The sequence below is a fragment of the Thermomonas sp. genome, from assembly GCF_035369645.1.
Lineage (GTDB): Bacteria > Pseudomonadota > Gammaproteobacteria > Xanthomonadales > Xanthomonadaceae > Thermomonas.
Genome location: NZ_DAOOUM010000032.1, coordinates 6,334 through 31,459, shown reverse-complemented (window position 1 = coordinate 31,459; position 25,126 = coordinate 6,334). Strand labels below are relative to the sequence as shown.

The 25,126-nt window shown below is 60.5% G+C and carries 27 protein-coding genes and 1 riboswitch; of the genes, 17 read left to right on the top strand and 10 right to left on the bottom strand.

Annotation, left to right across the window (positions count from 1 at the left end):
* Nucleotides 1-776 (bottom strand): dipeptide epimerase (locus tag PK789_RS07635; protein WP_324308178.1); only part of this gene is annotated, 776 nt, incomplete at its 3' end.
* On the bottom strand, nt 773-2,224 hold the full coding sequence (locus tag PK789_RS07630; RefSeq protein ID WP_324308177.1) for a C40 family peptidase: 1,452 nt from the start codon (nt 2,222-2,224) through the stop codon (nt 773-775). The genes PK789_RS07635 and PK789_RS07630, both read right to left, overlap by 4 nt.
* 288 nt (nt 2,225-2,512) lie before the next feature.
* On the opposite strand from PK789_RS07630, the gene PK789_RS07625 reads away from it, so the two are divergent.
* The 7 genes from PK789_RS07625 to PK789_RS07590 all read left to right on the top strand — a co-directional run bounded on the left by PK789_RS07625 (nt 2,513) and on the right by PK789_RS07590 (nt 10,422).
* Entirely contained in the window at nt 2,513-2,782 is a 270-nt protein-coding gene (locus tag PK789_RS07625) for a carboxypeptidase regulatory-like domain-containing protein (RefSeq protein WP_324308176.1), read from the top strand.
* Between the two features lie 217 nt (nt 2,783-2,999).
* Nucleotides 3,000-3,347 (top strand): hypothetical protein, encoded by a 348-nt coding sequence (locus PK789_RS07620; RefSeq protein ID WP_324308175.1) that lies wholly within the window; start codon nt 3,000-3,002, stop codon nt 3,345-3,347.
* A 107-nt stretch (nt 3,348-3,454) separates the two neighbouring features.
* Complete coding sequence (lysA, locus tag PK789_RS07615) at nt 3,455-4,714, top strand: diaminopimelate decarboxylase (RefSeq protein ID WP_324308174.1); 1,260 nt, start codon at nt 3,455-3,457, stop codon at nt 4,712-4,714.
* Entirely contained in the window at nt 4,711-6,288 is a 1,578-nt protein-coding gene (locus PK789_RS07610) for a serine hydrolase domain-containing protein (RefSeq protein ID WP_324308173.1), read from the top strand. Before lysA ends, PK789_RS07610 begins: the two co-directional genes overlap by 4 nt.
* A complete protein-coding gene (locus PK789_RS11685) occupies nt 6,248-8,029 on the top strand; it encodes a serine hydrolase (RefSeq protein WP_503011922.1) in 1,782 nt (593 codons plus the stop codon). Before PK789_RS07610 ends, PK789_RS11685 begins: the two co-directional genes overlap by 41 nt.
* A gap of 93 nt (nt 8,030-8,122) precedes the next feature.
* Nucleotides 8,123-9,535, top strand: coding sequence for a DNA repair protein RadA (radA, locus tag PK789_RS07595; protein ID WP_324308179.1), 1,413 nt, complete (start codon nt 8,123-8,125; stop codon nt 9,533-9,535).
* Nucleotides 9,532-10,422 carry a DUF817 domain-containing protein gene (locus tag PK789_RS07590; protein ID WP_324308172.1) on the top strand — a complete coding sequence of 297 codons (891 nt, stop codon included), beginning with the start codon at nt 9,532-9,534 and terminating at the stop codon, nt 10,420-10,422. The genes radA and PK789_RS07590 overlap by 4 nt, the downstream gene beginning before the upstream one ends.
* Nucleotides 10,423-10,427: 5 nt before the next feature.
* On the opposite strand, the gene PK789_RS07585 is transcribed toward PK789_RS07590, so the two are convergent.
* The 7 genes from PK789_RS07585 to PK789_RS07555 form a co-directional block, all read right to left on the bottom strand.
* Nucleotides 10,428-10,646 carry a CcdB family protein gene (locus tag PK789_RS07585; RefSeq protein ID WP_324308171.1) on the bottom strand — a complete coding sequence of 73 codons (219 nt, stop codon included), beginning with the start codon at nt 10,644-10,646 and terminating at the stop codon, nt 10,428-10,430.
* Nucleotides 10,647-10,759: 113 nt separating this feature from the next.
* A complete protein-coding gene (locus tag PK789_RS07580) occupies nt 10,760-11,011 on the bottom strand; it encodes a type II toxin-antitoxin system CcdA family antitoxin (RefSeq protein WP_324308170.1) in 252 nt (83 codons plus the stop codon).
* 78 nt (nt 11,012-11,089) lie between these two features.
* Nucleotides 11,090-12,685, bottom strand: a complete 1,596-nt coding sequence (locus PK789_RS07575; RefSeq protein WP_324308169.1) for a DHA2 family efflux MFS transporter permease subunit — start codon at nt 12,683-12,685, stop codon at nt 11,090-11,092.
* 13 nt (nt 12,686-12,698) lie between these two features.
* On the bottom strand, nt 12,699-13,916 hold the full coding sequence (locus PK789_RS07570; protein WP_324308168.1) for an HlyD family secretion protein: 1,218 nt from the start codon (nt 13,914-13,916) through the stop codon (nt 12,699-12,701).
* A gap of 6 nt (nt 13,917-13,922) precedes the next feature.
* Nucleotides 13,923-15,386: an efflux transporter outer membrane subunit gene (locus PK789_RS07565; RefSeq protein ID WP_324308167.1), complete on the bottom strand. Its 1,464-nt coding sequence runs from the start codon at nt 15,384-15,386 to the stop codon at nt 13,923-13,925.
* A 4-nt stretch (nt 15,387-15,390) separates the two neighbouring features.
* Nucleotides 15,391-15,849 (bottom strand): MarR family winged helix-turn-helix transcriptional regulator, encoded by a 459-nt coding sequence (locus PK789_RS07560; protein ID WP_324308166.1) that lies wholly within the window; start codon nt 15,847-15,849, stop codon nt 15,391-15,393.
* A gap of 67 nt (nt 15,850-15,916) precedes the next feature.
* Nucleotides 15,917-16,711: a cytochrome C assembly family protein gene (locus tag PK789_RS07555; RefSeq protein WP_324308165.1), complete on the bottom strand. Its 795-nt coding sequence runs from the start codon at nt 16,709-16,711 to the stop codon at nt 15,917-15,919.
* 101 nt (nt 16,712-16,812) lie between these two features.
* Between PK789_RS07555 and PK789_RS07550 the strand changes: the two genes are divergently transcribed.
* Nucleotides 16,813-17,136: a hypothetical protein gene (locus tag PK789_RS07550; RefSeq protein ID WP_324308164.1), complete on the top strand. Its 324-nt coding sequence runs from the start codon at nt 16,813-16,815 to the stop codon at nt 17,134-17,136.
* A 5-nt stretch (nt 17,137-17,141) separates the two neighbouring features.
* On the opposite strand, the gene PK789_RS07545 is transcribed toward PK789_RS07550, so the two are convergent.
* A complete protein-coding gene (locus tag PK789_RS07545; RefSeq protein WP_324308163.1) occupies nt 17,142-17,546 on the bottom strand; it encodes a ribonucleotide reductase subunit alpha in 405 nt (134 codons plus the stop codon).
* 161 nt (nt 17,547-17,707) lie between these two features.
* Nucleotides 17,708-17,877, top strand: a riboswitch (molybdenum cofactor riboswitch).
* Between PK789_RS07545 and moaA the strand changes: the two genes are divergently transcribed.
* From moaA to PK789_RS07500, 9 genes are all read left to right on the top strand, one after another.
* Nucleotides 17,869-18,849: a GTP 3',8-cyclase MoaA gene (gene moaA / locus PK789_RS07540; RefSeq protein ID WP_324308162.1), complete on the top strand. Its 981-nt coding sequence runs from the start codon at nt 17,869-17,871 to the stop codon at nt 18,847-18,849. Its footprint overlaps the riboswitch before it by 9 nt.
* Before the next feature lie 6 nt (nt 18,850-18,855).
* The gene (moaCB, locus tag PK789_RS07535) at nt 18,856-19,854 is read left to right on the top strand and encodes a bifunctional molybdenum cofactor biosynthesis protein MoaC/MoaB (RefSeq protein WP_324308161.1); all 999 of its coding nucleotides are present in this window, start codon (nt 18,856-18,858) and stop codon (nt 19,852-19,854) included.
* Complete coding sequence (locus PK789_RS07530) at nt 19,851-21,104, top strand: molybdopterin molybdotransferase MoeA (RefSeq protein WP_324308160.1); 1,254 nt, start codon at nt 19,851-19,853, stop codon at nt 21,102-21,104. Before moaCB ends, PK789_RS07530 begins: the two co-directional genes overlap by 4 nt.
* Nucleotides 21,101-21,361 (top strand): MoaD/ThiS family protein, encoded by a 261-nt coding sequence (locus PK789_RS07525; RefSeq protein WP_324308159.1) that lies wholly within the window; start codon nt 21,101-21,103, stop codon nt 21,359-21,361. The genes PK789_RS07530 and PK789_RS07525 overlap by 4 nt, the downstream gene beginning before the upstream one ends.
* Nucleotides 21,362-21,363: 2 nt before the next feature.
* Nucleotides 21,364-21,879 (top strand): molybdenum cofactor biosynthesis protein MoaE, encoded by a 516-nt coding sequence (locus PK789_RS07520; protein ID WP_324308158.1) that lies wholly within the window; start codon nt 21,364-21,366, stop codon nt 21,877-21,879.
* On the top strand, nt 21,876-22,244 hold the full coding sequence (locus PK789_RS07515; protein ID WP_324308157.1) for a hypothetical protein: 369 nt from the start codon (nt 21,876-21,878) through the stop codon (nt 22,242-22,244). The genes PK789_RS07520 and PK789_RS07515 overlap by 4 nt, the downstream gene beginning before the upstream one ends.
* A 185-nt stretch (nt 22,245-22,429) precedes the next feature.
* On the top strand, nt 22,430-23,836 hold the full coding sequence (locus PK789_RS07510; protein ID WP_324308156.1) for a NarK family nitrate/nitrite MFS transporter: 1,407 nt from the start codon (nt 22,430-22,432) through the stop codon (nt 23,834-23,836).
* Nucleotides 23,830-23,973, top strand: coding sequence for a hypothetical protein (locus PK789_RS07505; RefSeq protein WP_324308155.1), 144 nt, complete (start codon nt 23,830-23,832; stop codon nt 23,971-23,973). Before PK789_RS07510 ends, PK789_RS07505 begins: the two co-directional genes overlap by 7 nt.
* Nucleotides 23,970-25,126: molybdopterin-dependent oxidoreductase (locus PK789_RS07500; protein ID WP_324308154.1), on the top strand; the 1,157-nt coding region annotated here is incomplete at its 3' end. The genes PK789_RS07505 and PK789_RS07500, both read left to right, overlap by 4 nt.

Here is a 25,126-nt window from a genome sequence, read left to right as displayed (position 1 = left end):
CGCATGCGAATCAGCTCGACCACTTCGCGCGGGCCAAACACGCTTTCATCGGCCATCACCGGCGTATGTACGCGCTCGGTGACATAGCGCAGGCCAGCCAGGTCGTGCGCTTTCACAGGTTGTTCGACCAGTTCCAGCTTGACCCCCGCATCTTCCAGCGTTTGCAAGGCATACACCGCTTGTTTGGCGGTCCAACCTTGGTTGGCATCCAAGCGCAACAAGGCGCGGCCTTCCACCGCTGCGTGGATGGCTTTGGTGCGTTCGATATCCAACCCGATGTCTTTGCCCACTTTGATTTTTAGCGAGGCAAAGCCACGTTCGACGGCGGCCAGCGAGTCGGCCACCATCTTGTCGATGTAGTCCACGCTGATGGTGATGTCGGTGGTGATGGCGGGCTCGCCGCCGCCCAATAATTGGTAGAGCGGCGCGGCATACAGCTGGCCCCACAGGTCGTACAAGGCGATCTCGACGGCGGCCTTGGCGCTGGTGTTTTTTTCCATCGACGACTGCACCAGTGCGGTCAGCTGATTGAGGTTGGCGATCTCTTGGCCCAGCAAGCGCGGGGCGATGTAGTGGCGCACGGCATCGACGATCGAGCCGTGGGTGTCGCCGGTGATGACGGCGGTGGCCGGCGCGCTGCCGTAACCGATGTGGCCAGTGTCGGTGTGCACCATCACCACCACGTCTTCCACTTGCTCGACGATGCGCAGGGCGGTTTTGAAGGGGGTTTTCAGTGGCACGCGCAGCATGCCAAAGCGGATGTCGGTGATTTTCATGGGCGGCCCTTCGATAGGGGTGTGGCCACCCGCACGATATTGGTGATGCGATCCACGTAGTCGTTGTCCTTGTCGAAACGCAGTGGCAGCAACGGGGTGACCGATACGCCATTCAAATGCATGCTGTGCAGTGTGCCATCCCTGTCAAGATAGCTGCCGCCATTGGTGTCATGGATGACATAGGGCGCACCGTCGATGTTGCCGATGTACAGCATGACGTGGCCGGGGATATAGATCAGGTCGCCCACGTGCAGCGCCTTGATCGCGGCCATGCGTGTGGCGCGGCTGCTGTCGGCTTCAAAATGTGTGCGCGAAAATACCCGGCTGACCGCTTGTGCGCTGGTGTTACGCGGCATTTGCACGCCCATGCTGCGATACACGTCGGACACAAAACCGCTGCAATCACGGCCGTTGTAGCTGTGGCCCCAGCCGTAGCGCTCACCCAAAAACTTGAAGGCTTGACGCAGGATATTGGCGCGCGTCAGTGGCAGTGCAGCGGCGCTGCTGTCGGCAGTTTTTGGCAACAGCGCTGGGGCGAATGCCAACTTGCCGGCGGCATCACGGATGGGTAAGTCCAGCGTCCACGCAGTGTAGGGATGCTGGCCATTGACGGCTTGATCAGGAGGCAATGCCGCCAGTGGCACGCGCACGCCCATATCCAGTTGCAACTCAGACAGCGCGGGTTGTTCGCGGGTGAACACGGTGCGTGGTTTGGCCCCGGTGATGATGCGGAATGGCGTGCGCAGGGCATAGCCCAAGACGGTATCGCGCGGGCCTTCGGCAATGGCCGTGGCCATTACCCATGCGGCATAGCGCGCGCTGACCACAAACAGCCATTGGCCATCGGCGCTGGTATGCGCAATGACTACCGCATCGCCGGGAAACAGCGCGCTTTCCTGGAAGCGGTCGATATCGGTCTCACCTGCGCGTGAAAATACCCGCAAAGCACTGGGAAAGGCACGCAATGCGGTGCGCTGTACCGCCATGCCAAATCGGGTGGGTTGGTGACTGGGGATGGTCGCCATCGCACGATTGGCAACGATGGCCTCCACCGTGGCTGTCGGTACCGGCGTGCCGGTGTCATCCCATAACGGTTTGGATGGCGAGGTGGCCAGCGTGGTGATCCAGCCCTCCACCTGTGCACGGCTGAGAGTGGCCGGTAGCGTGGCCAAATCGTGCATCGATGCATCGTCGTGCAGCAGCTGCACATTGCGTGCAGCGATCTGCGCAGGGGTGGCCAGCACATGATCCGGCTGTGGCGCGCGCGCCAGCCAGAAACCTACTGCAAGCTGCGCCTCTTGCACACCGATCACGCCGCTGGCGGGCGGGGCGAGTGCTGGCGATGGTGTGCGCGAAAAGCCGGGCAAGGTACATAGCGACAGCGCCAATGTCAGCGCGAGCCGGTGTAGGTGCAGCATGGGGTGGGGTGATGCAAGCGTCGGGTTCATGCCATTCCTTTTTGAGCGTACCCAGCTGTGCCGAGCCCTGCGGGGTTTGCCTGCAAAGGCGTGTTGCCGCGCCCGCATGATGGCTGGTCAGCCGCGCATAGTGTGCGGGATGGAATACGTGATTCGATTGTTTTATACGATAAGAATAAATTATTGACAAGGGCGGTGGCCTGGTGATACATCTGCCATGTCGTGCAGTGGCGTGCAGCGTAGTGTCGTGCAGCCAGGGGGCACCACCGCTGTACTTCTGTCATCACATCACTAATAGACACCGATCGGGGAGACGTCATGAGCAGTACCCGCACCATGCGCAAATCCGTACTTAGTATCGCGATGGGGCTGTGCCTGTCGTCACTCGTGGCAGCACCCGTGTTCGCGCAGAGCGCTACCGGTGGCGTGGCGGGACGTGCCAACGCGGGTGATACCGTCACGGTCACCAGCACTTCCACCGGTCTGAGCCGCAGTGCCACGGCCAATAAGGATGGCAGCTACCGCATTGGCCAGCTGCCGCCTGGTCGCTATAGGGCACCTCTAACAACCTCATTTTCGCCTGACTGACAGCGCCGTGAGCGGATAACTCGGCTGACACTGCCGATTCGTCCTCCGCAGCACGCAGTCGTTGACGTGAATTTCCGTGCTTTTTGCTTCCGTGGCCGCTGAAAGGCGGTCACGGCGGCGAAAACCGCGAAAATTATGTCAACCACGGCGTGCTGTGAATGACCAATTGACAGCGTCAGCCGAGTCATTCGCTCACGGCGCTGTCAGTCAGGCGAAAATGATGTTGTTAGAGGTGCCCTTCAGTGGCGGTGGTTCTGGCTGGATCTGTGTTGCCGATTGCAAGAAGGCCTACAACCTGCGGACGTATCAGTTCACCGGGCTGGGTGCATTTGGGCGCATGCCATGGACATTTGATTGGGGTGCCAGCGTGACGTGGACAATGCCGGTGCCGGACGTGGATCTGAAAGTACGGTTCTCGGTGTACAACCTGCTGAATAAGCAAACCACCGTGCGTGTACGCACTCGTTATGAAGTCACCCCGGGCGTTTATCGCGAAACCTTTGGTGAAGGGTCTAACTGGACAGCACCGCGCTCAGCGCAGTTGGTACTGACCTACAACTTCTAATCGCTCATTTCATTTTTCCGCAAGCTTTGCCGCAAACCATGACGTTACCTCTGGGGGCGGTCCTTCGTCGGGCCGCCATTTTTTTTGAGGTCTGAACCATGCAGGATATGACAACGTATTGCGGTACCGGCCTGTTTGCAGGGGTCGACCTAGAGCAGTTGGTCGAGCACGAGGGCACGCCCTTGTACGTGTACTCGGCAGCAATGATCCGTAGCCGGGTACGCGCCCTGCAACAGGCATTGCAGGGACTGGATGCGGGCATTCGTTACGCGGTCAAAGCCAATGGCAACTTGGCGGTATTGCAGCTGTTGGCGCAGGCCGGAGCGGGTGCCGACATCGTGTCTGCGGGCGAGCTGCAACGTGCATTGCGGGCTGGTTTTGCGGCCGCCGACATCGTGTTTTCTGGTGTGGGCAAAACAGATGCTGAAATCGACATGGCGCTGACGGCAGGGATTGGCCGCTTCAATGTGGAGTCGCGCGCGGAGCTCGATGCTATCCAACGAATTGCCGTTAGCCGTGGGCTGATTGCGGTTGCCTCGGTGCGCATCAATCCCGATGTAGACGCGCACACGCACGCCAAAATTTCCACCGGCAAGGCGGAGAATAAATTCGGTGTTGCCCTTGATGAGGCGCGTACTTGGTTTGATCACAAGGCCAATTGGCCAAATGTGCAGCTGGATGGCCTGCACATGCACATCGGTTCGCAGTTGCTCGATCTTGCTCCGGTTGCCGAAGCCGCGCAGCGGATGGCGGAGTTTTGCAAGCAGCTGATCATGGCGGGCCATCCGATCCACAGTCTCGATGTGGGGGGCGGGCTAGGGGTACGCTACCGCGATGGTGAAGTGGCCCCCTTGGCTGCGGCCTACGCCGCGATCTTGCGCACAGCGTTTGCTGGTTTCGACGGTCGCTTACTGGTCGAGCCTGGGCGCTGGCTGGTGGCCGAAGCGGGCGTGCTGGTATCGCGCGTGGTGCTGGTAAAACAGGGCGAATCACGTCACTTTCTGGTACTGGATGCGGCGATGAACGACTTGCTGCGGCCCAGTCTGTACGAGGCCTGGCACGACATCGTGCGGGTGGGTGGCGAAGCCGGCCGTGAAATCGTGCACTACGACGTGGTTGGTCCGGTCTGTGAAACCGGCGACACCTTCGCTGTGGGCCGGCCGATGCCACGTTGCGAAGCCGGCGATGTGGTCGCAATTCTAGGTGCGGGCGCGTATGCCGCATCGATGGGATCCACCTATAACTCGCGGCCATTGCCTGCTGAAGTGCTGATCGATGACAGTCGCTATGCGGTGGTGCGCAAGCGGCAGACATTCGATGCGATGATCGCGGGCGAACAACCCGCCACCGATTGGAAACAACCATGAAACCACGCATGCTGGGTCTTGTAGTCGGGGTGTTGTTGGTTGCCAATGCGCAAGCGCAAGCGCAAACGCAAACGACAGCCACCGCACCCACCGCCGAGCAAATCGACGCCAACGTGCGCGCCGTGATCGCCCGCTACCAGCTTCCCGGCATCGCGGTTGGGGTGATTGAAAACGGCAAGGTGGTGTATGCGCGTGGTTATGGCGAAACCGTGTATACCAGCGGTGATCCCATCACCCATCAAACTTTGTTCAAAATCGCCAGCAATAGCAAGGCGATGACGGCGGCATTGCTGGCGCGGTTGGTGCAACAAGGCAAGCTGCGCTGGGATGATCCGGTGGTGCGCTATGTGCCGGAATTTGCCATGCACGATGCATGGGTCACCGCGCATATGACCATCAATGATTTGTTGATCCACAACAGCGGCCTGCCCGAAGGGGGCGGGGATTTAATGCTGTGGCCAGAACCCAACCAGTTCAGTCGCGATGACATTGTGCGCGGCCTGCGTTACATCAAGCCGGCGTATGGGTTCCGCGCCGGCTATGCCTACGACAATTTGTTGTATGTGGTGGCTGGCAAAGTGGCCGAAGCAGTCGGTGGCGCGGCTTACGAAACCTTGTTGCAACGTGAGGTATTGCAGCCGCTGGGGTTGCGCGGCTGCAAGGTGGGCGCATTCGCATTGGCCGAGGCCGGCAGCGTGGCGCAGCCACATGGTCGCGATGGCAACAAGATCGTGCTCACCCGTCCTGACGCCGCGCAGGTGCCCACCATTGCTTCGGCCCCCGCTGGTGGCATTCGTTGCACCCTGGATGACATGTTGATCTGGGTAAATAACTTTTTGCAGCCCACCGCCGAGCAATTGCAGTGGCTCGGGCCTGCGCAGCGTACCGAATTGTGGAAGCCGCGCACGCCAATGCCAATTTCCAAACAGCGCCGCGATTGGGACAACACGCATTTTTACGCCTATGCCTATGGTTTTCGTCTGGCCGATGTGGATGGTGCGTGGACGGTCTCGCACACCGGCACATTGGGCGGCATGTATTCGATGATGATGCTGTTGCCGGATCGCAATTCTGGCTTTGTGTTCATGATCAATGGCGAGGCTGGCAATGCCCGCACCGTGCTGGGTGAGGTGTTGCTCAAACTGTTCACCGCACCAGAAAAATCGTTGGGCGTAGATGGCTATGCCGATGCGCTGACCAAACCGGCAACCTCTGCATCGCACTCGCCAGCCTTACCCACCATCGCACAACGTAGCGCAGTGCAACCTGCGCAAATGCAAGCATGGCTAGGCGTCTGGCGCGACCCGTGGTTTGGTGATGTGCGCATCTGCGCAGTCGATGGCGGGGTGGAATGGCGATCACTGAAATCCCCCAAGATGCATGGGCGCATCAGTCGCCTGGATGGGCGCGATCTGTTGATTTGGGGAGATGAAGCGGTAGATGAAAATGCATGGCTGCAGTTCAGCGGCAGCGGTGACAAGCGGCGCCTGCAGATGGCCAAATTCGACCCCAAAGGGGATTTCAGCTCGGATTATGAAGACCTCGACTTCAAACATATTGGCGACTGCAAGTAAGCATTGGCGCAACCTGCATACGCGGTTGCTGGCAGGTATGTTGGCCTGCTCCGGCCTTGCCATGGCTGCCGATGGTTCTACAGCTTCGTCTATCGATTCGCCTATCGATTCGCCTGCCAACACCATGCAGCAAGCCGGCATGGTGGATGTGGCATTGTTGGTACCCGAGTTATCCCTAGAAATTCGCTATTTCGGAAATCACAATTTCCTGGGTGTCCCCGTTACCGGTTACGATGCGCCGCGTTGTTGGCTCAAGCGTGAGGCGGCCGACGCTTTGGCGCGCGTGCAGACGGATCTGCGCAGCCACCATCAACGTCTGCGTGTATATGACTGCTACCGGCCCACGCGGGCGGTGGCGCATTTTGTGCGTTGGATGAACGACCCCGCCGATCTTGTAGCCAAAGCCGAGTTCTATCCCGACTTGGATAAGTCACAGTTGCAGGGTGTGTATATTTCGCCACGTTCCGGCCATAGTCGCGGCGCTACCGTGGATCTTGGTCTGCTGCAATGTGATGCGCAGGACGCGGCATGCGTGCCTTTGGATATGGGCACCGGGTTCGATTTTTTTGGGGCGCGCGCGCATACCGAAAGTGACCAAGTCACCCCGCAACAGCGGCGTAACCGCTACCGGTTGCGTGATGCGATGGCTGCGCAGGGGTTTGTCAATTTGCCGGAGGAGTGGTGGCATTTTCGGCTAAACCCGGAACCTACGCCGACGACTTTTTACGATGTCCCAGTTACCGCGCCGGATACACCCATGCCAATTGCCGCAATCGATCACTTGATGCAGGCTTACCAAGGCGAAGTCCCTGGCGCATCCTTGCTGGTGTTGAAAAACGGACTGCCTTTGCTGACGCGTAGCTACGGTCGCGCGGATTTGAGTGTTGGTGAAGATGTTAGCGCTCGCAGCAATTTCCGCCTGGCATCGGTCAGCAAGCAATTTACAGCGGCCGCTGTGTTGTTACTGGCACAAGCAGGCAAATTGACGATCGACGACCCGGTGCGCAAATGGTTGCCTGCATTGCCGCAAGAGGCAAACGCGATCACCTTGCGCCATTTGTTGACGCACACATCGGGGCTGATTGATTACGAAGATGTGATGGGGGCGAATTGGCAAGGGCAAATTCGTGATGCGGGCGTTTTGCAGTTACTGACTCGCGAACACCGGCTGTATTTCCAACCCGGTCACGGGTATCGCTACAGCAATAGTGGTTACGCATTACTGGCATTGATCGTGGAGCGCGCTTCAGGCAAGACCTACCCGGATTTTCTGCGGGAACGCATTTTCCAGCCACTAGGGATGCATGACACGCTGGCATTCGTTGCGGGTGGCCCTGCTGTGCCGCATCGGGCTTGGGGATACAGCAATATCGATGGGCATTGGCAGCGTACCGATCAAAGTACGACCAGTGCGGTGCTGGGCGATGGTGGGATTTATTCCAATATCGAAGACATGGCAAAGTGGGATGCCGCGCTGTATGACGATCGCCTGCTGACCAACGCATCGCGTGCATTGGCGTTTAGCCCGCAAGTTGAAGTGACCGGCGAAGGCTATGTGGCCCAGTACGGGTTTGGTTGGCGCATCACCGGCGACACGCTTTGGCATTCGGGTGAAACCATTGGGTTTCGCAATGTCATCGTGCGCTGGCCCGCACAACATCTCAGCGTGGTCTTGCTGACCAATCGCAATGAGCCGGAGCCATATCAAACGGCACTGGCCATCGGTCGTTTATTCCAGTAGCAGTTGTGTGATGGTGGGGCGTACCGCGCCAGTCTCGATATTTGCGACGCACGCAGGCTACAGTGAGTGCCCACGTTCGTAATGCACACATCGATGGTCAAGTTACCCAGCAAATCTGCCAGCAAGTCCGCCAATAAGCCCCGCACCGCCTATGTCTGCAATCAATGCGGGGCTGATTACGTCAAATGGCAGGGCCAATGCGAGGCCTGCGGGGCGTGGGATGCGCTGTCTGAAATCGTGCTGGAGTCGGCAGCGCAGGCCAAATCGCCGGCTTCGCGGCGCAGCGGTTGGGCCGGCAAATTGGATGCGCCCCAGATCACCTCGCTGGCCGATGTGCGCACCGATGCACAGGCGCGCACCTCCACCGGCATCGGCGAGTTTGACCGCGTTTTGGGTGGCGGCCTGGCCGAAGGCGCGGTGGTGTTGGTGGGCGGTGATCCGGGCATCGGTAAATCCACACTGTTGCTGCAAGCCTTGGCGAAAATGGCTGACAGCCTGCCGGGCTTGTATGTGACGGGTGAAGAATCCTTGGCGCAAGTGGCGGGCCGTGCGCAGCGTTTGGGCCTGCCGCTGGCGGGCTTGCAGGCACTGGCCGAAACCTGCGTGGAGCGCATCCTGGAACAGGCCATCCAAGCCAAACCGCGGCTGCTGATTGCCGACTCCATCCAAACCTTGTGGACCGAAACACTGACCGCCGCGCCGGGCTCGGTGTCGCAGGTGCGCGAGAGTGCAGCGCGGTTGGTGCGCTACGCCAAAGAAACCGGCACCGCCGTGTTTTTGGTTGGCCATGTGACCAAAGAAGGCGGCATCGCCGGCCCGCGTGTGCTGGAGCACATGGTGGATGCGGTGCTGTATTTCGAAGGCGATTCTGGCAGCCGCTTCCGCATGTTGCGGGTGTTCAAAAATCGCTTTGGCGCGGTCAATGAGTTGGGTGTGTTTGCGATGTCCGATGGTGGCCTGCGTGAGGTCGCCAACCCGTCGGCGATTTTCCTGTCCGGCAGTGGCAGCCCACAACCCGGCAGTTGCGTGATGGTGACCCGCGAAGGCACGCGTCCATTGCTGGTGGAGGTGCAGGCGCTGGTGGATGCCTCGCCGCTATCCAACCCACGGCGCGTGGTGGTGGGGTTGGAAGGCAATCGTTTGGCGATGTTGCTGGCGGTACTGCACCGCCACGGCGGGGTGATGGTGGGCGATCAAGACGTGTTCGTGAATGTGGTGGGCGGCATCCGCGTGCAAGAAACCGCCGCCGATTTGCCGGTACTGCTGGCAGTGCTGTCATCGCTGCGCAACTCACCGCTGCCCGACAAAACCATCGCATTTGGCGAAGTAGGTTTGAGTGGCGAAATTCGCCCGGTACCCAATGGCGAAGAGCGCCTGAAAGAGGCCGCCAGTCACGGTTTTAAATGCGCCATCGTGCCCAAGGCCAACGCGCCAAAATCGGGCAGCTACAAAGGCATGCAGGTCATCGGCGTGGAGCGTCTTGCCGATGGGCTGGAGCAGGCGTGAGTCAGACGGCCCAGTCACCCACATGGCACCGCATGGGGCCGGGTGCGTGGCTGCGCGCGCTGGATGCGTGGCTGCTCTCAGCCACAGGCGTCAGAGATGCAACGTGGTTGTCGCGTGGCTGGCGTGAATTTTTGTGGTTTGGCCTGAAAGAAGCACGCGCCTGTTTGTTTGCCGGGCTCTTTTTTGTGGCGGTATTTGCCATGCCACGCGCGGGTTTGTTTGGCATCCCACGCTACGACGTGTTGTTGGTGTACGCGCTGGCAGTGCAAGTGTGGATGCTGCACGCGCAATTGGAAACATGGGACGAGTTTCGCGCGATTTGTCTGTTTCATGCGGTGGGGTTTTGCTTGGAAGTGTTCAAGACCGCGATGGGCTCGTGGAGTTATCCCGATTTTGCCTACACCAAAGTATTGGGTGTGCCGCTGTTTTCCGGCTTCATGTATGCCTCGGTGGGCAGTTACATCATCCAAGCGTGGCGCTTGTTCGATTTGCGCATTCGCCACCATCCACCGTATTGGCTGGCGGTGCTGGCCGCAGTCGCCATCTACCTCAATTTTTTCACCCATCACTGGTTGGGCGATTACCGTTGGTACATCACCGCCTTCGTGCTGGGCTTGTATGCGCGCACCAGCGTGCTGTTTCGGCCCATGGGCCACGACCGTCGGATGCCGTTGTTGCTGGCGTTCGTGCTGATTGGTTTCTTTTTGTGGCTGGCCGAAAACATCAGCACCTTCTACGGCATCTGGAGCTACCCAAACCAAATGGGCGCGTGGTCGCGTGTGCACTGGGGCAAGTGGAGTTCGTGGTCACTGCTGGTGATCATGACCTTCACCATTGTCGCCGGCTTGAAACACATCAAAGCCAGCATCCATGTGCCGGCGGAGTGAGCAGGTCATCCGTAAGCGCGGGAAATGAGTTCATCCACTGCCGCGATGATCTTGTCGCCTTGCGCGGCCAGTGACGCAATCGGATCGCCTAGTCGCTCAGCGGGAACGGAGACGATTTCCAACGGATGCAACACGACTTGCATACCGGTGATGGTGAAACTGGGATTGAAGCCAGCATGGTGAATCGTGCTGATATGCGATTTTCGAACCAGCGGAATGACCACGCGCCGTTGATAGCTGTCAAAAACGGATGACTGTAGGACGACAGCAAAGGGAATGCTGTCGTGTTACGTCCGGGATTGCGATGGACATCAAACTGAGCCATCACAACAGCCACTCAGAGCGTAGAAAATTCGTCGGCAAAAGCACCGTGCTGCGCGGAAAAATTATTCCAGGCAGCGGCTGTGCGTTTCAGCCGATTGGCTTTGCTGGCGTTGTGCTCGGTTTGCCGTTGCACGAAATCTGCCAGCAGGATTTCAACTTCTGCAGACAGGTTGTCGGTCAATAGGCGTGCCTGCGCCACCAGATCCGCATTGATCGACAGGTTGAGTGCGCGCTTGACAGCAGACACATCGTAGGCGATTCGCATGGTGGCTCCTATGGCTTGTGCGTAATTTATACGCACTGTATGCGCATAAAATAGGCTAATCGGGCTGAGGCGCGCAACTCAATGCCCACCGCCCGCCGCACCGCCAATTTTGGCGGCAAACGGCGGTTTGGCCAGCCAGACAAAGGCGATGACCACCAAGAAGATGATGCCAAGCAGGTGGAAAATTTCGTTGAAGCCAAGTTGTGCCGCTTGATTGGACATCATCAATTCCAGCACCGCCGCGCCGCGTTGCGGGTCACCGCCGCCGTAGTGAGCCACTTGTTGCATGGCCACCGGATCCAGTGCGGAAATTTTTTCGGTCAGATGCGCGTGGTGAATCGCGCCGCGCTCGCTCCAGGCATATGTTGTGAGTGAGGCCGCAAAACTGCCGCCCAGGGTGCGCAAAAACGTCATCAAGCCAGAGCCTGCGGCAATTTCATGCGGTGCCAAATCCGACAGCAGAATTTGCAGCACCGGCATAAAGAACAACGCCACGCCAATGCCTTGGAACAACTGCACCCACGCGACATGGTTGAAATCCACATCCAGATTGAATCCGGCGCGCATAAAGCTGGTCAGTGACATCGCCACAAAGGCGAAGCTGGCCAAGATGCGCAGGTCAAACCGGTTGGCGTATTTGCCCACAAAGGGGGTCAGCAAAATTGGCAAAATGCCAATCGGTGCAGTGGCAAACCCGGACCACACCGCAGTGAAGCCCAAATTGCGTTGCAGCCACAGCGGCACCAAAATGCCAACGCTGAAAAACGCGCCATAGGCCACCACCATCGCTGCAGTGCCGGCGGCAAAATTGCGGTGCCTGAATAACCGCAGATTGACGATGGGGTCTTTGTCGGTCAGCTCCCAAATCACAAACACCGCCAACGAGATCACCGCCACGATGGCAAGGATCACGATGGTGTGCGAGGCAAACCAGTCCTCGTCATTGCCCAAGTCCAACAGGATTTGCAATGCGCCCACGCCCAGCACCAAGGTGGCCAGACCGATGTAGTCCATCTTGGGTTTTTCAAGTTTTTCGGGGCGGCCTTTCAGTTGTTTGCCCACCACCACGCTGGAAAAAATACCGATGGGGATATTGATGAAAAAAATCCATTCCCAACTGTAATTGTCGGTTACCCAGCCGCCCAAAATGGGGCCGGCGATGGGGGCTACCACAGTCACCATGGCCAGCAAGGCAATGGCGTGGCCGCGTTTTGCGGGCGGATAGATGGACAGCAGCAGGGCTTGGGTGATGGGGTACATCGGCCCGGCCAGTAGGCCTTGCAATGCGCGGGCGGTGACCAGCAAGCCCATGCTGTGCGCCATGCCGCATAGGAAGGATGCAAACACAAACCCCAGCGTGGACCACATAAACAGCTTGCGCTCACCAAACTTGCGCGCCAGCCAACCGGTCAGCGGCAAGGCAATCGCGGTGCTGACCGCAAACGAGGTGATCACCCAGGTCGCTTGGTTGGCACTGCCACCCAAGTTGCCGGAAATCGTGGGCAAGGACACGTTGGCAATCGTGGTGTCCAACACCTGCATAAAGCTGGCCAAGGCCAGACCCAGCGTGGTCAGCGGCACATTGGGCGGGCGGAAATCGGCAAGGCTGGTAGGGGCGGCCTCGCGACCGGGGGGCAAGCCGGCGCTTTCTTCCTGTTCGGCAAGGGTGGTCATGTGGCCGCCGCGATCAGCGCTGGTGGGCCGGCAGGTTTTTTTCGATGATCGCTGCGATCAGCGCATCGGCATCATGCAATTGCTTGGCATAGGCATCGGTGGCCAGCACCGGTTGTGCGGTGGATGCCGCCGGCAACACCGGCAGATTTTGATCGCGCACATTGACCTTGACTGCCATGCTCATGCCCAAGCGCAGTGGATGCGCACGCAATTGCGCGGGCTCCAGCGCGATGCGCACCGGCACGCGCTGCACGATTTTGATCCAGTTACCGCTGGCGTTTTGCGCCGGTAGCAGCGCAAACGCGCTACCTGTTCCCAGCCCCAGGCTGCTGACTTTGCCGGCGAAGGTGACATCGTCGCCATACATATCAGCGGTCAGTTTGACCGGCTGGCCCAAGCGCAAATTGTGCAGCTGAGTTTCTTTGAAGTTGGCATCCACCCACACTTGTTGCAGCGGGATGATGGCCATCAAGGCTACCCCCGGTTGCACCCGCTGGCCCAATTGCACGCTGCGCTTGGCGATATAGCCATCAATGGGGGCCACGATGGCCGTGCGCTGTGCGTTGAGATACGCCTGCCGCAGTTGCGCGGCCGCCGCTTGCACCTGCGGCTGGTTGGCCACGGTGGTGGCATCGACCAAGGCATGACTGCGCGCCAGTTGCCCGCGTGAGCCCGACAGCGCGGCTTCCATCGCCTTCAACTGGGTTTGTGCATGTGCCAATTCTTCAGCGGACACCGCACCACTGGCCACCAGGCCACTGCGGCGGGCCACGTCGGCACGGGCTTGGCTCAGTGCTACTTCGCGCGCGGCGATGTCGGCCTGCGCCGACTCCACACTGCTATACAGCCCACGCACTTGCCGCACGGTGCTGGCCAAGTTGGCCTGCGCTTGTTCCTGCGTCACCTTGGCGTCATTGGGGTCCAGCTGCACCAGCACTTGGCCGGCGTGTACACGCATGCCGTCATCGGTATGGATGGCCACCACCGTGCCGATGGTTTGCGGGGTGATGCTGACCACATTGCCCTGCACATAAGCATCGTCGGTGTCTTGCTGCCAACGTGCCACCAGCAGGTAATAGGCGGCCCATGCGACCGCCAACACAACGATGATCGTCAACAGGATCAGCAATGCGCGGCGGCGCTTGCCGTTGCCAGCTGGCAGCGATGATTGCGATGCAGGCAGTGTGGCGGCCTTGCCGGCAGAGGTGTTGGGGGTGGTTTCAGTGGTCATGGTGTATCACTTGGATGCAGTGGTCTGTGCGGCGGCGTCAGGGCTGATGCTGGCTTCGATGGCGATGCCACCACCGAGGGCTTGATCAAGATCGACGCTGGCGCTGCGGCGGGCGGCGACGAGGGTGGCCAGTTGTTGTTCCAGTTGCAGCACGGGCTTTTGTGCGTTCAAGCTGTCCAGCCGCGATGCAAGCCCGGCGCGTTGGCGTTGTTGCACGTTGCTGAACGCCGTTGCCGCTGCCGTGCGGGCTTGGGTTGTGGTGGCGATTTGTGCATCCAGGGTGCGTGCGGTTTGCACCGCATCGGCCACGTCGTGGATCGCGCTCAACAAAGTTTGGTTGTAATTGGCCACGGCGAGGTCAGCATCGGCCTGGCTGGCACGCAATTGGTTGCGTAACTGGCCGCCTTCAAAAATGGGCAGGCTCAGCGCCGGGCCACCGTTGAGTAGCAGCGCTTTGTTGCCAAACAAGTCGCCCAGATTGCCTGCGGCCAGTCCGGCCAAGGCACTGAGGTTGAGGCTGGGATAAAACGCCGCTTTGCTGGCATCGATACCGTGTTGCGCGGCTTCTACCCGCCAGCGTGCGGCCACAAGATCGGCACGCTGCGCCAGCAAGTCACTGGTCAGGCTGGCCGGGATCGCCAGCGCGGATTGCGCCAATTGCGGGCGGGTGATGGCAAGGCCACGGTCTGGGCCGGCTGCAACCAGCATGGCCAATGCGGTGCGCAGTTGGTCGATGTGCTGCTGCGCCGCCTGCACTTGCTGCTGGGCACCTGCTGCCATGCTTTGGTGTTGCGCCAAGGCGATGCCATTATCCACGCCGGCTTTGACCCGCTGCTGATCCAACAGCACCAGAGCCTCGGCACGGGTGTGCTCGGCTTGCGCAACCGACTGCAGATCAAAGGCTTGTGCCAATGCGATATAGGTGCGCGCGATATTGGCGGTCAGGCTCAATCGCGCAGCCTGCGCATCCACTTCGGCCGCATGTGCATTGCCTACTGCGGCCTGCCATTTAGCGTTGTCCTTGCCCCACAGATCCGGGCTGTACTTGAAGCTCAGCATCAGTAAATCGGCGACTTGAAACTTGCCGCCCAATTCGTTGCCAGCCAGGGTTTGTGGAAGTTGCATGCCCAGCACCTGCGCACTACCGCCCAGCGTAGGTTTGCGTGCAGCATCGGCCAGGCCCGCCTGTGCCTGCGCCTTGCGCGCACGCGCATCGGCGGCGGCCAGCGAGGGTGCGCCGGCCAGCGCTTCCTCCATCAGCGCATTCAGTTGTGGGTCGCCAAAGGCGCTCCACCAACGCGCGCTAGGCCAGGCGGCGGCGGATAGGGGGGTGCCGGCCAACGTTTGTTGGCTGTGCAGGCTGGCCGCATCACGCAGATGCTCGTGGGTGGCCAATCCCTTGCTGCTGGCGCAGCCGGCCAAAAGCACGGTGCCGGCCAACGCGACGGCGAGGGTTGCAGTTCGTAGCATGGGCTTAGTCTTCGGCAAGCAGGTTGTCACGGGTCTGTTCCAGCAGACGGGTCAATTGCACGCGGGTGGCGTCATCCATTCCGCGCAGCGCACGCTCGCGTACACGCTGGCCGCATTGGTCGATATCGCGCCACATGGCGGTGCCGGCCTCGGTCAGGTGGATGTGCAGGGCACGCCGGTCGGTGGGGTCGGCCACGCGCTCCAGCAGGCCGCGGGCTTCCAACTTATCCAGCAGGCGAGTCATTGCACCGGGGTTGAGGTCGGCGGCGCGGGCCAGCTCGGTCACGCTGGCGATGCCTTCGGCCAATTTTTTGATGGTGATGAACTGGCTGAAGGTCAGCTCATGGCCGGCATCGGCCAATTCGCGCTCCATGCAGGCACGCATGGCATCACGGGTTTGCCGAAACAGCAGGCCCAAGGCCGAGCCGCTGCAACTGCCCAAAGACGAAGTGGATGCATTCATGGCGCGCAGTTTGATAGCCTGCGCAATGTTTGTCAATGCAAATAATGTGTTTGCATTGAATTTTGGTTCAGCCGCTCCGGTGCAGCACCAGTTCAAGGACAAATTTGCTGCCGAAAAACGCCAACACTAGCAATGCCATCGCCACTAACGTCCAGCGCACGGCAGTGCTGCCGCGCCAACCGCGTCGCCAGCGGCCTAGCAACAAGCCGCCAAACACTAGCCACGACAGCAGGCTGAGCACGGTTTTGTGCAGCAAATGCTGGGCCAGCAGATTGTCCACAAACAGCACGCCGGTCAGCAGCGTGGCGGTCAGCAGTACAAATCCCACGGCAATGGTGCGAAACAGCAGGGTTTCCAGCGCAGTCAGCGGCGGTAGCGCACGCAACCAAAGATGAAACTGGCGGCGCTGCAAAGCGCGTTCTTGCGCCCACAAAAACACCGCCAGCACCGCCGCCAGCGCCAGCGTGGCATAGGCCAGCAGAGCCAGCCAAGCATGCAGCAACAAGCGCCAATCCAGCGGTTCTGGCGGGTTGGCACGCCCGTACAGTGCATAAGCCAAGAGTGCGACGGCGGCAAGGGGGTACACCACCACCCCAAGCGCGCGCAGGCGTTCGCCCATGCCGGCAAACGTGGTCAGTGCCGCCATCCCCAGCCCGACCAGTGACAGCGCCGCAAAGAAATGCAGATTGGTGCTGCCGGTGTGCTTCCAGTTCAACCAATGGATCAGCGCATGCAGCAGGACGGCAACACCGGCGGGCAGTCGCCAGCCGTAAGGAAGGGGAGATTCTGGGCGCTGTACTCCCAGTGCTAGCCAGCCGGCAGCAACCAGATACAGCAGTAATGTGGAAACAAGCGCGATCATTTCGGAAGTGTCGCACAGCTGTGCATGGCCGCCGCGTGGAGGGTGGTGCTATGCTGAAAAAAGAGCGACATAACGCCACTTAGGGGAGCATCATGCAGACCATGCAAATCACTTATTTGCCCGAGCGCAGCCCGCTATGGAAGGTGTTCTGGTTGTATGGCGTGATCCCTAGCAGCGCGCTGTGGCTGGCGGTGTACTGGTTGGTCAATCACCACCAATTGCCGGCCGCCACCCTTGGCATGCTGGTGTTCCTGCTCGCCTACACCGCTTGGATCGTGGCGGCGGTGTGGAAAGTTGCGCCCAGCGCCAAGGATCCGCGGTATGGGGTGATGGCGCAGGCGCTGACCGTGGGTTGGGCCATCAATACCGTGCTGGTTGCCTTCTTTGTGGGCTTGCAGACCTTGCGGTTATTGCTGGTTGGCTGAGGCTATCAACCAAACTGCAACACCTCGCCACTGCGATCAAATGCGGCAAATTGCGCGACTTGCCCATTATTGATGGCGTTAACCATGAAGCGCAGCGGCTGCGCGGCTTCGTCGCTGCTAGGCGCAATCCCGCCATGACCAGACAGGCCACCCACAAACACGATGTCCCAGTCTTGGCCGGTGTGGGCGGACTCTGCGACAAGGGTATTGAAATTGGCGATCTCGGCCGGGGCCTTATCCACGCATAGGCTAGGCGAAATGGTGCCGCCTTCGCCCCGTGCAAACCGCTGATGCTGCTCGGTGCTGGCGTTTTCCGGCAGTTCCACCTTGGCAAAGACCAATAGCAGGCGCTGCGGCTCTGGCTGGCGATGGGCGGCGTCGAGTAGATCTTGAAATGTGGCAAGGCTCATAGGGCAAGACTCACGTGCAAATAGCCGGAGGAGAATGGCGCGCAGCTTACACTCCCAATCCTAGGATGGGCCGCACAAATGGTGGCTTGCGCCAGTGTTTATTGATCGCGATCAAGCGCGCGCATCATCGGCGGGGCTAAGCTATCGCCCAAGCCGGGATCCTTCCGGCGGTACTCCAAGCCCGGCGGCCTGTGTTCTTCGTATGGCGAAGGATATGGCCACCAGGCCGTGGTTTTCATCGCGACGTTCGTCCGCGCAATGAAGGCCACCGGGTCGGCATCGGAAACGGGTCGGCCTCCCGTATTTGGACTGGAGCGTTGAGATGGCAACCCTTGTGGACGGTTTCGGCCGCACATTTCCTTATCTGCGTCTGTCGCTGACCGAGGCCTGCAACTACCGTTGCAGCTATTGCTTGCCAGATGGCTACCAAGCCGATGGGCGTCCCACGTTTTTGACAAGGGATGAAATTTGCCGGCTGGTGCGCGGTTTTGCTGCGGTGGGGATGCGCAAAATTCGTTTGACCGGTGGCGAGCCCAGTTTGCGCAAAGACTTGCCATCCATCATTGCGGCGGTGTCATCCACACCGGGTGTGCAGAAGATAGCGCTGACCACCAATGGCTGCTTGCTGCCCAAGCATGTGGGCATCTGGCGCAAGGCCGGACTGACCGCACTCAATGTCAGTTTGGACAGCCTGCAACCGGCGCGGTTTGCCGCGATCACGGGTCACGACCGCTTTGCGGAAGTCACCGACGGCGTGGAGATGGCGCTGCGGCTTGGCTTTGATGCGGTCAAACTCAATGCAGTATTGCTGCGCGGTTTGAATGACGATGAGCTGCCGCAGTGGTGTGACTATCTGCGCCAGCGCGACATCGTCATTCGTTTTATCGAACTCATGCGCACTGGCGATAACAAAGCGTATTTCGAACGCCACCATTACCGCGCCGACGCGCTAGAACAGCAGTTGCTGGATGCCGGCTGGACGCAGCAAGCGCGCGCCGCTGATGCCGGTCCCGCACGCGAATATGCGCACCCCGACTATCGCGGACGGATTGGCATCATCGCGCCGTATTCCAAAGATTTTTGTGCCGGTTGCAACCGTTTGCGCGTGACCGCGCGCGGTGATTTGCGGCTGTGTTTGTTTGGGGACTTCGGTATTCCGCTGCGCCCCTTGCTGCAATCGGATGCCGACCATGACGCATTGTGCGCACGCATCGCCACCCAGCTAGGACTCAAGGCCGCCGGCCACGGTTTGCATCAAGGCAACACTGGCATCACCCCGCATTTGGCTTCGCTTGGTGGTTGATTGAACATGACAACGCAACGTGACGCGGCTTTTTACATGGCCGATATCCGCAGCAAACGGCCCACCCGCCGGCGCGCGGTGGCGGTGGGCGAATTTTTACCAGGACCGGAGGCGTTTGCCACCGTGGTCGAGCGCCGCCTGCCCAAAGGTGATGCGCTGGTGATGGCAGAAATCGCCGGCCTGCAAGGGGCCAAGATGGCCGCGATGCTGATGCCGCTATGCCATCCCATTTCACTGGAACTGGTGCGCGTGCGCTGCGTGCCGGTGCCAGCGCGCCACGCCATTCGCGTGTATTGCGAATGCGCGCTGGAAGCCCGTACCGGCGTGGAAATGGAAGCACTGGCCGGCGTCAATGCCGCGCTGCTGACGCTGTACGATTTGACCAAACCGGTGCAGCCGGCACTGACAATCAGCGGCATCCGTCTATTGTTCAAAGAGGGCGGCAAGAAGGGTTTGTGGGTGCATCCAGACGGCATGGATGAGGACGAACGCGCGCACTACCAGCCACGTGACTTGGCGCGATTGGACGCGGTAGCCTGCGCCGTCATCACCCTAAGCGATCGTGCCAGCGCGGGTGCGTATGAAGACCGTTCCGGCCCGTTGTTGGTGGACGGCTTACGCAAACTGGGCGCACAGGTTGCGCACATCGACGTACTCCCCGATGGCATCGACCCCTTGGCCGAACGCCTGCGTACGTTGGCGGCGCAGGGGATTCGCATTTGTCTGTGCACTGGCGGCACCGGGCTGGGTGCGCGCGATGTCACCCCGGAGGCCTTGCGCTTGGTCGCGGATCGACGGGTGGACGGTTTGGCGGAGATGTTCCGCAGCGAAAGCGCCCGCCACACCCCACTGGCGTGGCTCAGCCGTGCCGAGGTGGTGCAAGTGGGCGGCATGTTGGTGTTCGCACTGCCGGGCAGCCCGCGTGCAGCACAGCAGGGGATGGACATTTTGGCACCGCTGCTGGCGCATGCCTTGGCGATGATCGACGGCAGGCCGCACGCATGATTGGCTTTGATGAAGCCCTTGCGCTGATTGTGCAAACAGCCCAACGCTTGCCCGCGCGAACGTGCGCAGCGCAAGACGCTGCCGGCGCGGTCTTGGCCGAAGACAGTGTGAGCGGCGAAGATTTGCCGCCGTTCGATAATTCCGCCATGGACGGGTTTGCGCTGCGTATCGGCACACAGGTGTTGGCGGCGGGTGCGGAATGGGATGTGGCCGGCGCACAGGCCGCTGGCGATGCACAAGTGCAGGCCAGCACCGGCGCGTGGGAAATCATGACCGGCGCCCCCCTGCCCGAAGGTTTGGATGCGGTGGTGCCGGTGGAGCAGGTGGATGTGATGGCGCAGGATGCGCACGGCCGCCCGGTGCGTATCCGCACTACTGCCGAGGTCCACCCCGGTCAGCATGTGCGGTTGCGTGGGGAAGATGTCCGCAGCGGCGCGCATATTTTGAAAGCCGGCACGCGGCTGGATGCGCCGCAGTTGATGTTGCTGGCCGCCCTGGGGATTGCCAAGGTCAACGTGGCCAGCACGCCGCAGGTGGCCATCTTGAACACCGGCCGCGAATTGGTGGATGCGCCCACGCAGGCATTGGCCTCGGGTGAAATCCGCAATAGCAATGGCCCGTATCTGACCCAGCGGGTGCGCGATGCCGGTGCGCAGGTGGCGCATCGGGAAACCGTCACCGATGCGCCCGCCGCATTTTTGGCCGCGCTGGAACGTGCGCTTTCCGCCGGTGCCGATGTGGTGCTGAGTACCGGTGCGGTGTCGATGGGCCGCTATGACTTCGTGCCGGATGCACTGCGTAGCATCGGCGCAACCCTGCATTTTCACAAAGTGCGCATCCGCCCCGGCAAGCCCTTGTTGTTTGCCACATTGCCGGGTGGGCAGTTGTATTTCGGCTTGCCCGGCAACCCGGTGTCCAGCGCGGTGGGCCTGCGGTTTTTTGTGGAACCCGCACTGCGGGTGATGTTGGGCCTGCCACCAGAACGCCCGCTGCGGGTGCCGTTGGCCGCCACCTTCAAAAAGCGCGCAGCGCTGCGCTTTCATCTAAAGGGAAGTTTGGAAATCAATCCGCACGGCCAGTTGCAAGCACGGGTGCTGGCAGGGCAGGAGTCATTTCGCATTGCACCGCTGGCCGAGGCCAATTGCTGGATTGTTATCGAAGACACCGACGCCGCCATCGCCGGCAGCGCGGTCAAGGTGTATGGCTTGGGGCATTGGCTGCCCCCGCAATGGGATGAGGTGGTGACATGAGGGTGGCATTGAGCTTGTTTGGCGCGTTTCGGGACTATCAACCCACGGCGCAATTGACTCTGGATGTGGCCGACGGCGCGCGCGTGGCCGATCTGCGCGAGGCCGTGGCGGCCTACGGCCAGGCGCATTGGCCCACATTCCAGCCGGCACTGCTGGCGCGGTCTGCCTTTGCCAGTGCAACTTGCGTGTTGCGGGATGGCGATGGCATTCCCGCCGACGGCCAGATGGCCATCCTGCCGCCGGTCAGTGGGGGTTGACGATGACGCAGCATCAGACCGAAGTGCTGGATATCGCCGACGGCAAATTGGACGCGGCAGCGGCGCTTGATTTTGTGTCGGATTCCGGCTTTGGCGGCATCACAATGTTTGTGGGCCGCGTGCGCGACTTGAACCACGGCCGCGATGTCACCGGCATCAGCTACGACATGTTTGTGCCGCTGGCGCTGAATGGGTTTGCGGCGATTGCGGCGCGTGCCGAGGCCGACTTCGGCGGCAAGCTCAAACTTTATATCGGCCACGCCAAAGGCCGCTTGGGGATTGGTGACTTGGCCATGGTGGTGGCCGCCGGCACCCCGCATCGTGATGAAGCCTTTCGCGCCTGCCGGCAAGTGGTGGAAGCAGTCAAACACACCAGCCCGATCTGGAAGCAGGAGCATTACATCGACGGTGACAGCGTGTGGAGCGAAGGCTGCTCGCTGTGCGAGACCACGCACACGCACGACCACCCGCATGACGACCCGCAGCATGCCGCGCAGCACCGGCAATCGCACCCATGAAAGTGCAATGGCAAGCGCAATGCCTACGGCTGCGCCTTGACGAGGCCGAATTGGCGCAGCTGCAAGCGGGGCAGGGGGTGGAAAACTACACCCAGCTACCGGGTGCGCAGGCGCATCGTATGCAAGTCCACAAGGTGGACGCAGCGGCCGCCGCACTGGTGGCCATCCCCGATGGTTGGCGCGTTGACCTGCCGGCCTTGCCACTGCAAGCCTACGTCGCGCGCCTGCCGTGCCGCGACGGGTTGGTATTCACACTGCCGGTCGCAGCGGCGGCGGCATTGACCGTTGAATTTGAAGTCGATGTGCGCGATAGCGTACGCCAGCGGGGGCCATTCAAACGCAAAGCGGTGGACACCGAGGAATGACGGCACCAATGGGTAAATACGGTAGGGCTTGATCTGTATCAACTCAAGAGGTGGGATTGGCTAAGATTTGACTGGAATCAAATCGAGCTGCCAGGTTGCGCCTCACCATAGGTGCATAGTGACGGTTCGCCTGCCCTGCGGGGCGCGGCCCCCACGATCGGATTCCCGTTCCTGCAGGTAGGCCCATGAGTGCGCAAATGGCTGAAAAACCCATCAGCATCGGTTCCATGATCCATGATTGGCATCCGGAGGACGCTGCTTTCTGGGCGAAAACCGGCAACCGGATCGCCAATCGCAACCTCGCTATCTCCATCCCGGCACTGTTGCTGGCGTTTGCCATCTGGCAGATGTTTTCGGCAGTGACCATCAGCCTGCCGAAGGTGGGCTTCACGTTTGATACCAATGAGTTGTTCTGGCTGGCGGCGTTGCCCGCGTTGTCCGGCGCCACCTTGCGCATTTTCTATTCGTTTGTGGTGCCCATGTTCGGTGGTCGCCGCTGGACCGCAATTGCCACCGCTTCGCTGTTGATTCCAGCGATCTGGCTGGGCGTTGCGGTGCAAGACGCCAGCACCCCGTACTGGCACTTCGTCGCGATTGCCATTTTGTGTGGCTTCGGTGGCGGCAATTTCGCCTCGTCGATGTCCAATATCTCGTTCTTCTATCCCAAGGCCAAGCAAGGCTTTGCACTGGGAATGAATGCGGGGCTGGGCAATCTGGGCGTGTCGGCTACCCAGTTCGTGATTCCGCTGGTCATCACGATGGCACTGTTCGGCGGGGTCGTCGGTGGCCCGCAGCTGACCGCCGAAGGCAAGCAACTGTTCCTGCAAAACGCGGGGTTTGTATGGGTGCCGTTTCTGCTGATCTGCGCGGTGGCCGCATGGTTTGGCATGCATGATCTGGCGGCGGCGCGTTCCTCGTTTGCCGAGCAGGCGGTGATCTTCAAGCGCAAGCACAACTGGCTGATGTGCTGGCTGTATATCGGCACCTTTGGGTCGTTCATCGGCTTTTCGGCCGGCTTCCCGATGCTGATCAAAACCCAGTTTCCCGATGTCAATCCAATGACTTACGCCTTCCTGGGCCCGCTGGTGGGTGCACTGATGCGCTCGGTGGGGGGGTGGTTGGCCGACAAGTTGGGCGGCGCGCTGCTGACCTTCTGGGTGTTCGCGCTGATGATTGTTGGCGTGTTCTGCGTGCTGCATTTCCTGCCGCAGCATGGTCAGGGCGGCAATTTCTACGGCTTCCTCGGCAGCTTCATGGGCTTGTTCGTGTTGTCGGGGATTGGCAATGCATCCACCTTCCGCATGATCCCGGTGATCTTTCGCACCCTGCATGCGCGCTGGTCGGTCAATGAGGATGCCGAAGGCAAGGTGGCTGCCACCCGCCAAGCGGGCATTGAATCGGCGGCAGTGATCGGATTCAGTTCGGCCATTGGTGCGTACGGTGGCTTCTTCATCCCGAAAAGCTACGGCTCCTCCATCGCGTGGACCGGTGGCCCGGAAATGGCGCTGTACGGCTTCGTGGTGTTTTACGCCACCTGCCTTGCGGTGACGTGGTGGTGGTACTTCCGTCGTGGTGCCGAAACACCATGCTGAGACGCTGTGCCAAGTCGTCGCATCAAGACGCCATGCTGAAGCTGGACAACCACAACGCGGCAGCCGGTGCTGCCGCCTTCAAAGAAAAAATGCGTGCGCGCAACCTGCGTTCACCTGCCAAGAGGATGTTCTCATGAGTTATTTCCTTGACCGTTTGCAGTTCTTCAAACGCAACCCGGAAGAGTTTGCCGACGGCCACGGTGTCACCAAAACCGAAAGCCGCGAATGGGAAAATTCCTATCGTGCGCGTTGGCAGTACGACAAGATCGTGCGTTCTACCCATGGGGTGAACTGCACCGGCTCCTGCAGCTGGAAGATCTATGTCAAGAACGGTCTGGTGACATGGGAAACCCAGCAGACCGACTATCCGCGCACGCGCCCGGATCTGCCCAACCACGAGCCACGTGGCTGCCCGCGGGGTGCCAGTTATTCCTGGTATCTGTACAGCGCCAACCGCGTGAAGTACCCGCTGGTGCGCGGCGCGCTGCTGAAGCTGTGGCGCGAGGCGCGCAAGGCCAAGGCGCCGGTGGATGCGTGGGCCAGCATTGTTGAAGACAGCGACAAAGCCAAAAGCTACAAGACCCGCCGCGGCATGGGCGGGTTTGCGCGTGTGCATTGGGATGAAGTCAACGAAATCATTTCGGCGGCCAACCTCTACACCGTGAAAAAATTCGGCCCCGACCGCGTGATCGGTTTCTCGCCGATCCCGGCGATGTCGATGATTTCCTACGCCTCCGGTGCGCGTTATCTCTCGCTGCTGGGCGGTGTTTGCCTGAGTTTCTACGACTGGTACTGTGATTTGCCGCCGTCCAGCCCGCAGGTGTGGGGCGAGCAGACCGACGTACCGGAATCGGCCGACTGGTACAACAGCCGCTACATCATCGCGTGGGGCAGCAACGTGCCGCAGACGCGCACGCCGGACGCGCACTTCTTCACCGAGGCGCGCTACAACGGCACAAAGACGGTGGCGATCACGCCCGACTATTCGGAAGTGGCCAAGCTCACCGACCATTGGCTGCATCCCAAGCAGGGCACCGACGCCGCGCTGGCGTTCGCGTTCGGTCATGTGATCCTGAAAGAGTTCCACGTCGACAAGGCCACGGACTACTTCGTTGATTACTGCCGCAAGACCACCGACATGCCGATGCTGGTGCGTTTGGAAAAGCGCGCCGATGGCCGTCTGGTGCCGGACCGCTTCTTGCGCGCCTCCGATCTTGGCGGGTTGGGCGAAGCCAACAACCCCGAGTGGAAGACCTTGGCCATTGATGAAACCAACGGCCAGATCACCAT

Bases quoted from the DNA above. Each gene is read 5' to 3' on its own strand.
- PK789_RS07630 (WP_324308177.1), bottom strand. From the start codon at position 2,224: ATGAACCCGACGCTTGCATCACCCCACCCCATGCTGCACCTACACCGG.
- PK789_RS07625 (WP_324308176.1), top strand. From the start codon at position 2,513: ATGAGCAGTACCCGCACCATGCGCAAATCCGTACTTAGTATCGCGATG.
- PK789_RS07620 (WP_324308175.1), top strand. From the start codon at position 3,000: ATGATGTTGTTAGAGGTGCCCTTCAGTGGCGGTGGTTCTGGCTGGATC.
- lysA (WP_324308174.1), top strand. From the start codon at position 3,455: ATGACAACGTATTGCGGTACCGGCCTGTTTGCAGGGGTCGACCTAGAG.
- PK789_RS07610 (WP_324308173.1), top strand. From the start codon at position 4,711: ATGAAACCACGCATGCTGGGTCTTGTAGTCGGGGTGTTGTTGGTTGCC.
- PK789_RS11685 (WP_503011922.1), top strand. From the start codon at position 6,248: ATGAAGACCTCGACTTCAAACATATTGGCGACTGCAAGTAAGCATTGG.
- radA (WP_324308179.1), top strand. From the start codon at position 8,123: ATGGTCAAGTTACCCAGCAAATCTGCCAGCAAGTCCGCCAATAAGCCC.
- PK789_RS07580 (WP_324308170.1), bottom strand. From the start codon at position 11,011: ATGCGAATCGCCTACGATGTGTCTGCTGTCAAGCGCGCACTCAACCTG.
- PK789_RS07575 (WP_324308169.1), bottom strand. From the start codon at position 12,685: ATGACCACCCTTGCCGAACAGGAAGAAAGCGCCGGCTTGCCCCCCGGT.
- PK789_RS07570 (WP_324308168.1), bottom strand. From the start codon at position 13,916: ATGACCACTGAAACCACCCCCAACACCTCTGCCGGCAAGGCCGCCACA.
- PK789_RS07565 (WP_324308167.1), bottom strand. From the start codon at position 15,386: ATGCTACGAACTGCAACCCTCGCCGTCGCGTTGGCCGGCACCGTGCTT.
- PK789_RS07560 (WP_324308166.1), bottom strand. From the start codon at position 15,849: ATGAATGCATCCACTTCGTCTTTGGGCAGTTGCAGCGGCTCGGCCTTG.
- PK789_RS07555 (WP_324308165.1), bottom strand. From the start codon at position 16,711: ATGATCGCGCTTGTTTCCACATTACTGCTGTATCTGGTTGCTGCCGGC.
- PK789_RS07550 (WP_324308164.1), top strand. From the start codon at position 16,813: ATGCAAATCACTTATTTGCCCGAGCGCAGCCCGCTATGGAAGGTGTTC.
- PK789_RS07545 (WP_324308163.1), bottom strand. From the start codon at position 17,546: ATGAGCCTTGCCACATTTCAAGATCTACTCGACGCCGCCCATCGCCAG.
- moaA (WP_324308162.1), top strand. From the start codon at position 17,869: ATGGCAACCCTTGTGGACGGTTTCGGCCGCACATTTCCTTATCTGCGT.
- moaCB (WP_324308161.1), top strand. From the start codon at position 18,856: ATGACAACGCAACGTGACGCGGCTTTTTACATGGCCGATATCCGCAGC.
- PK789_RS07530 (WP_324308160.1), top strand. From the start codon at position 19,851: ATGATTGGCTTTGATGAAGCCCTTGCGCTGATTGTGCAAACAGCCCAA.
- PK789_RS07525 (WP_324308159.1), top strand. From the start codon at position 21,101: ATGAGGGTGGCATTGAGCTTGTTTGGCGCGTTTCGGGACTATCAACCC.
- PK789_RS07520 (WP_324308158.1), top strand. From the start codon at position 21,364: ATGACGCAGCATCAGACCGAAGTGCTGGATATCGCCGACGGCAAATTG.
- PK789_RS07515 (WP_324308157.1), top strand. From the start codon at position 21,876: ATGAAAGTGCAATGGCAAGCGCAATGCCTACGGCTGCGCCTTGACGAG.
- PK789_RS07510 (WP_324308156.1), top strand. From the start codon at position 22,430: ATGAGTGCGCAAATGGCTGAAAAACCCATCAGCATCGGTTCCATGATC.
- PK789_RS07505 (WP_324308155.1), top strand. From the start codon at position 23,830: ATGCTGAGACGCTGTGCCAAGTCGTCGCATCAAGACGCCATGCTGAAG.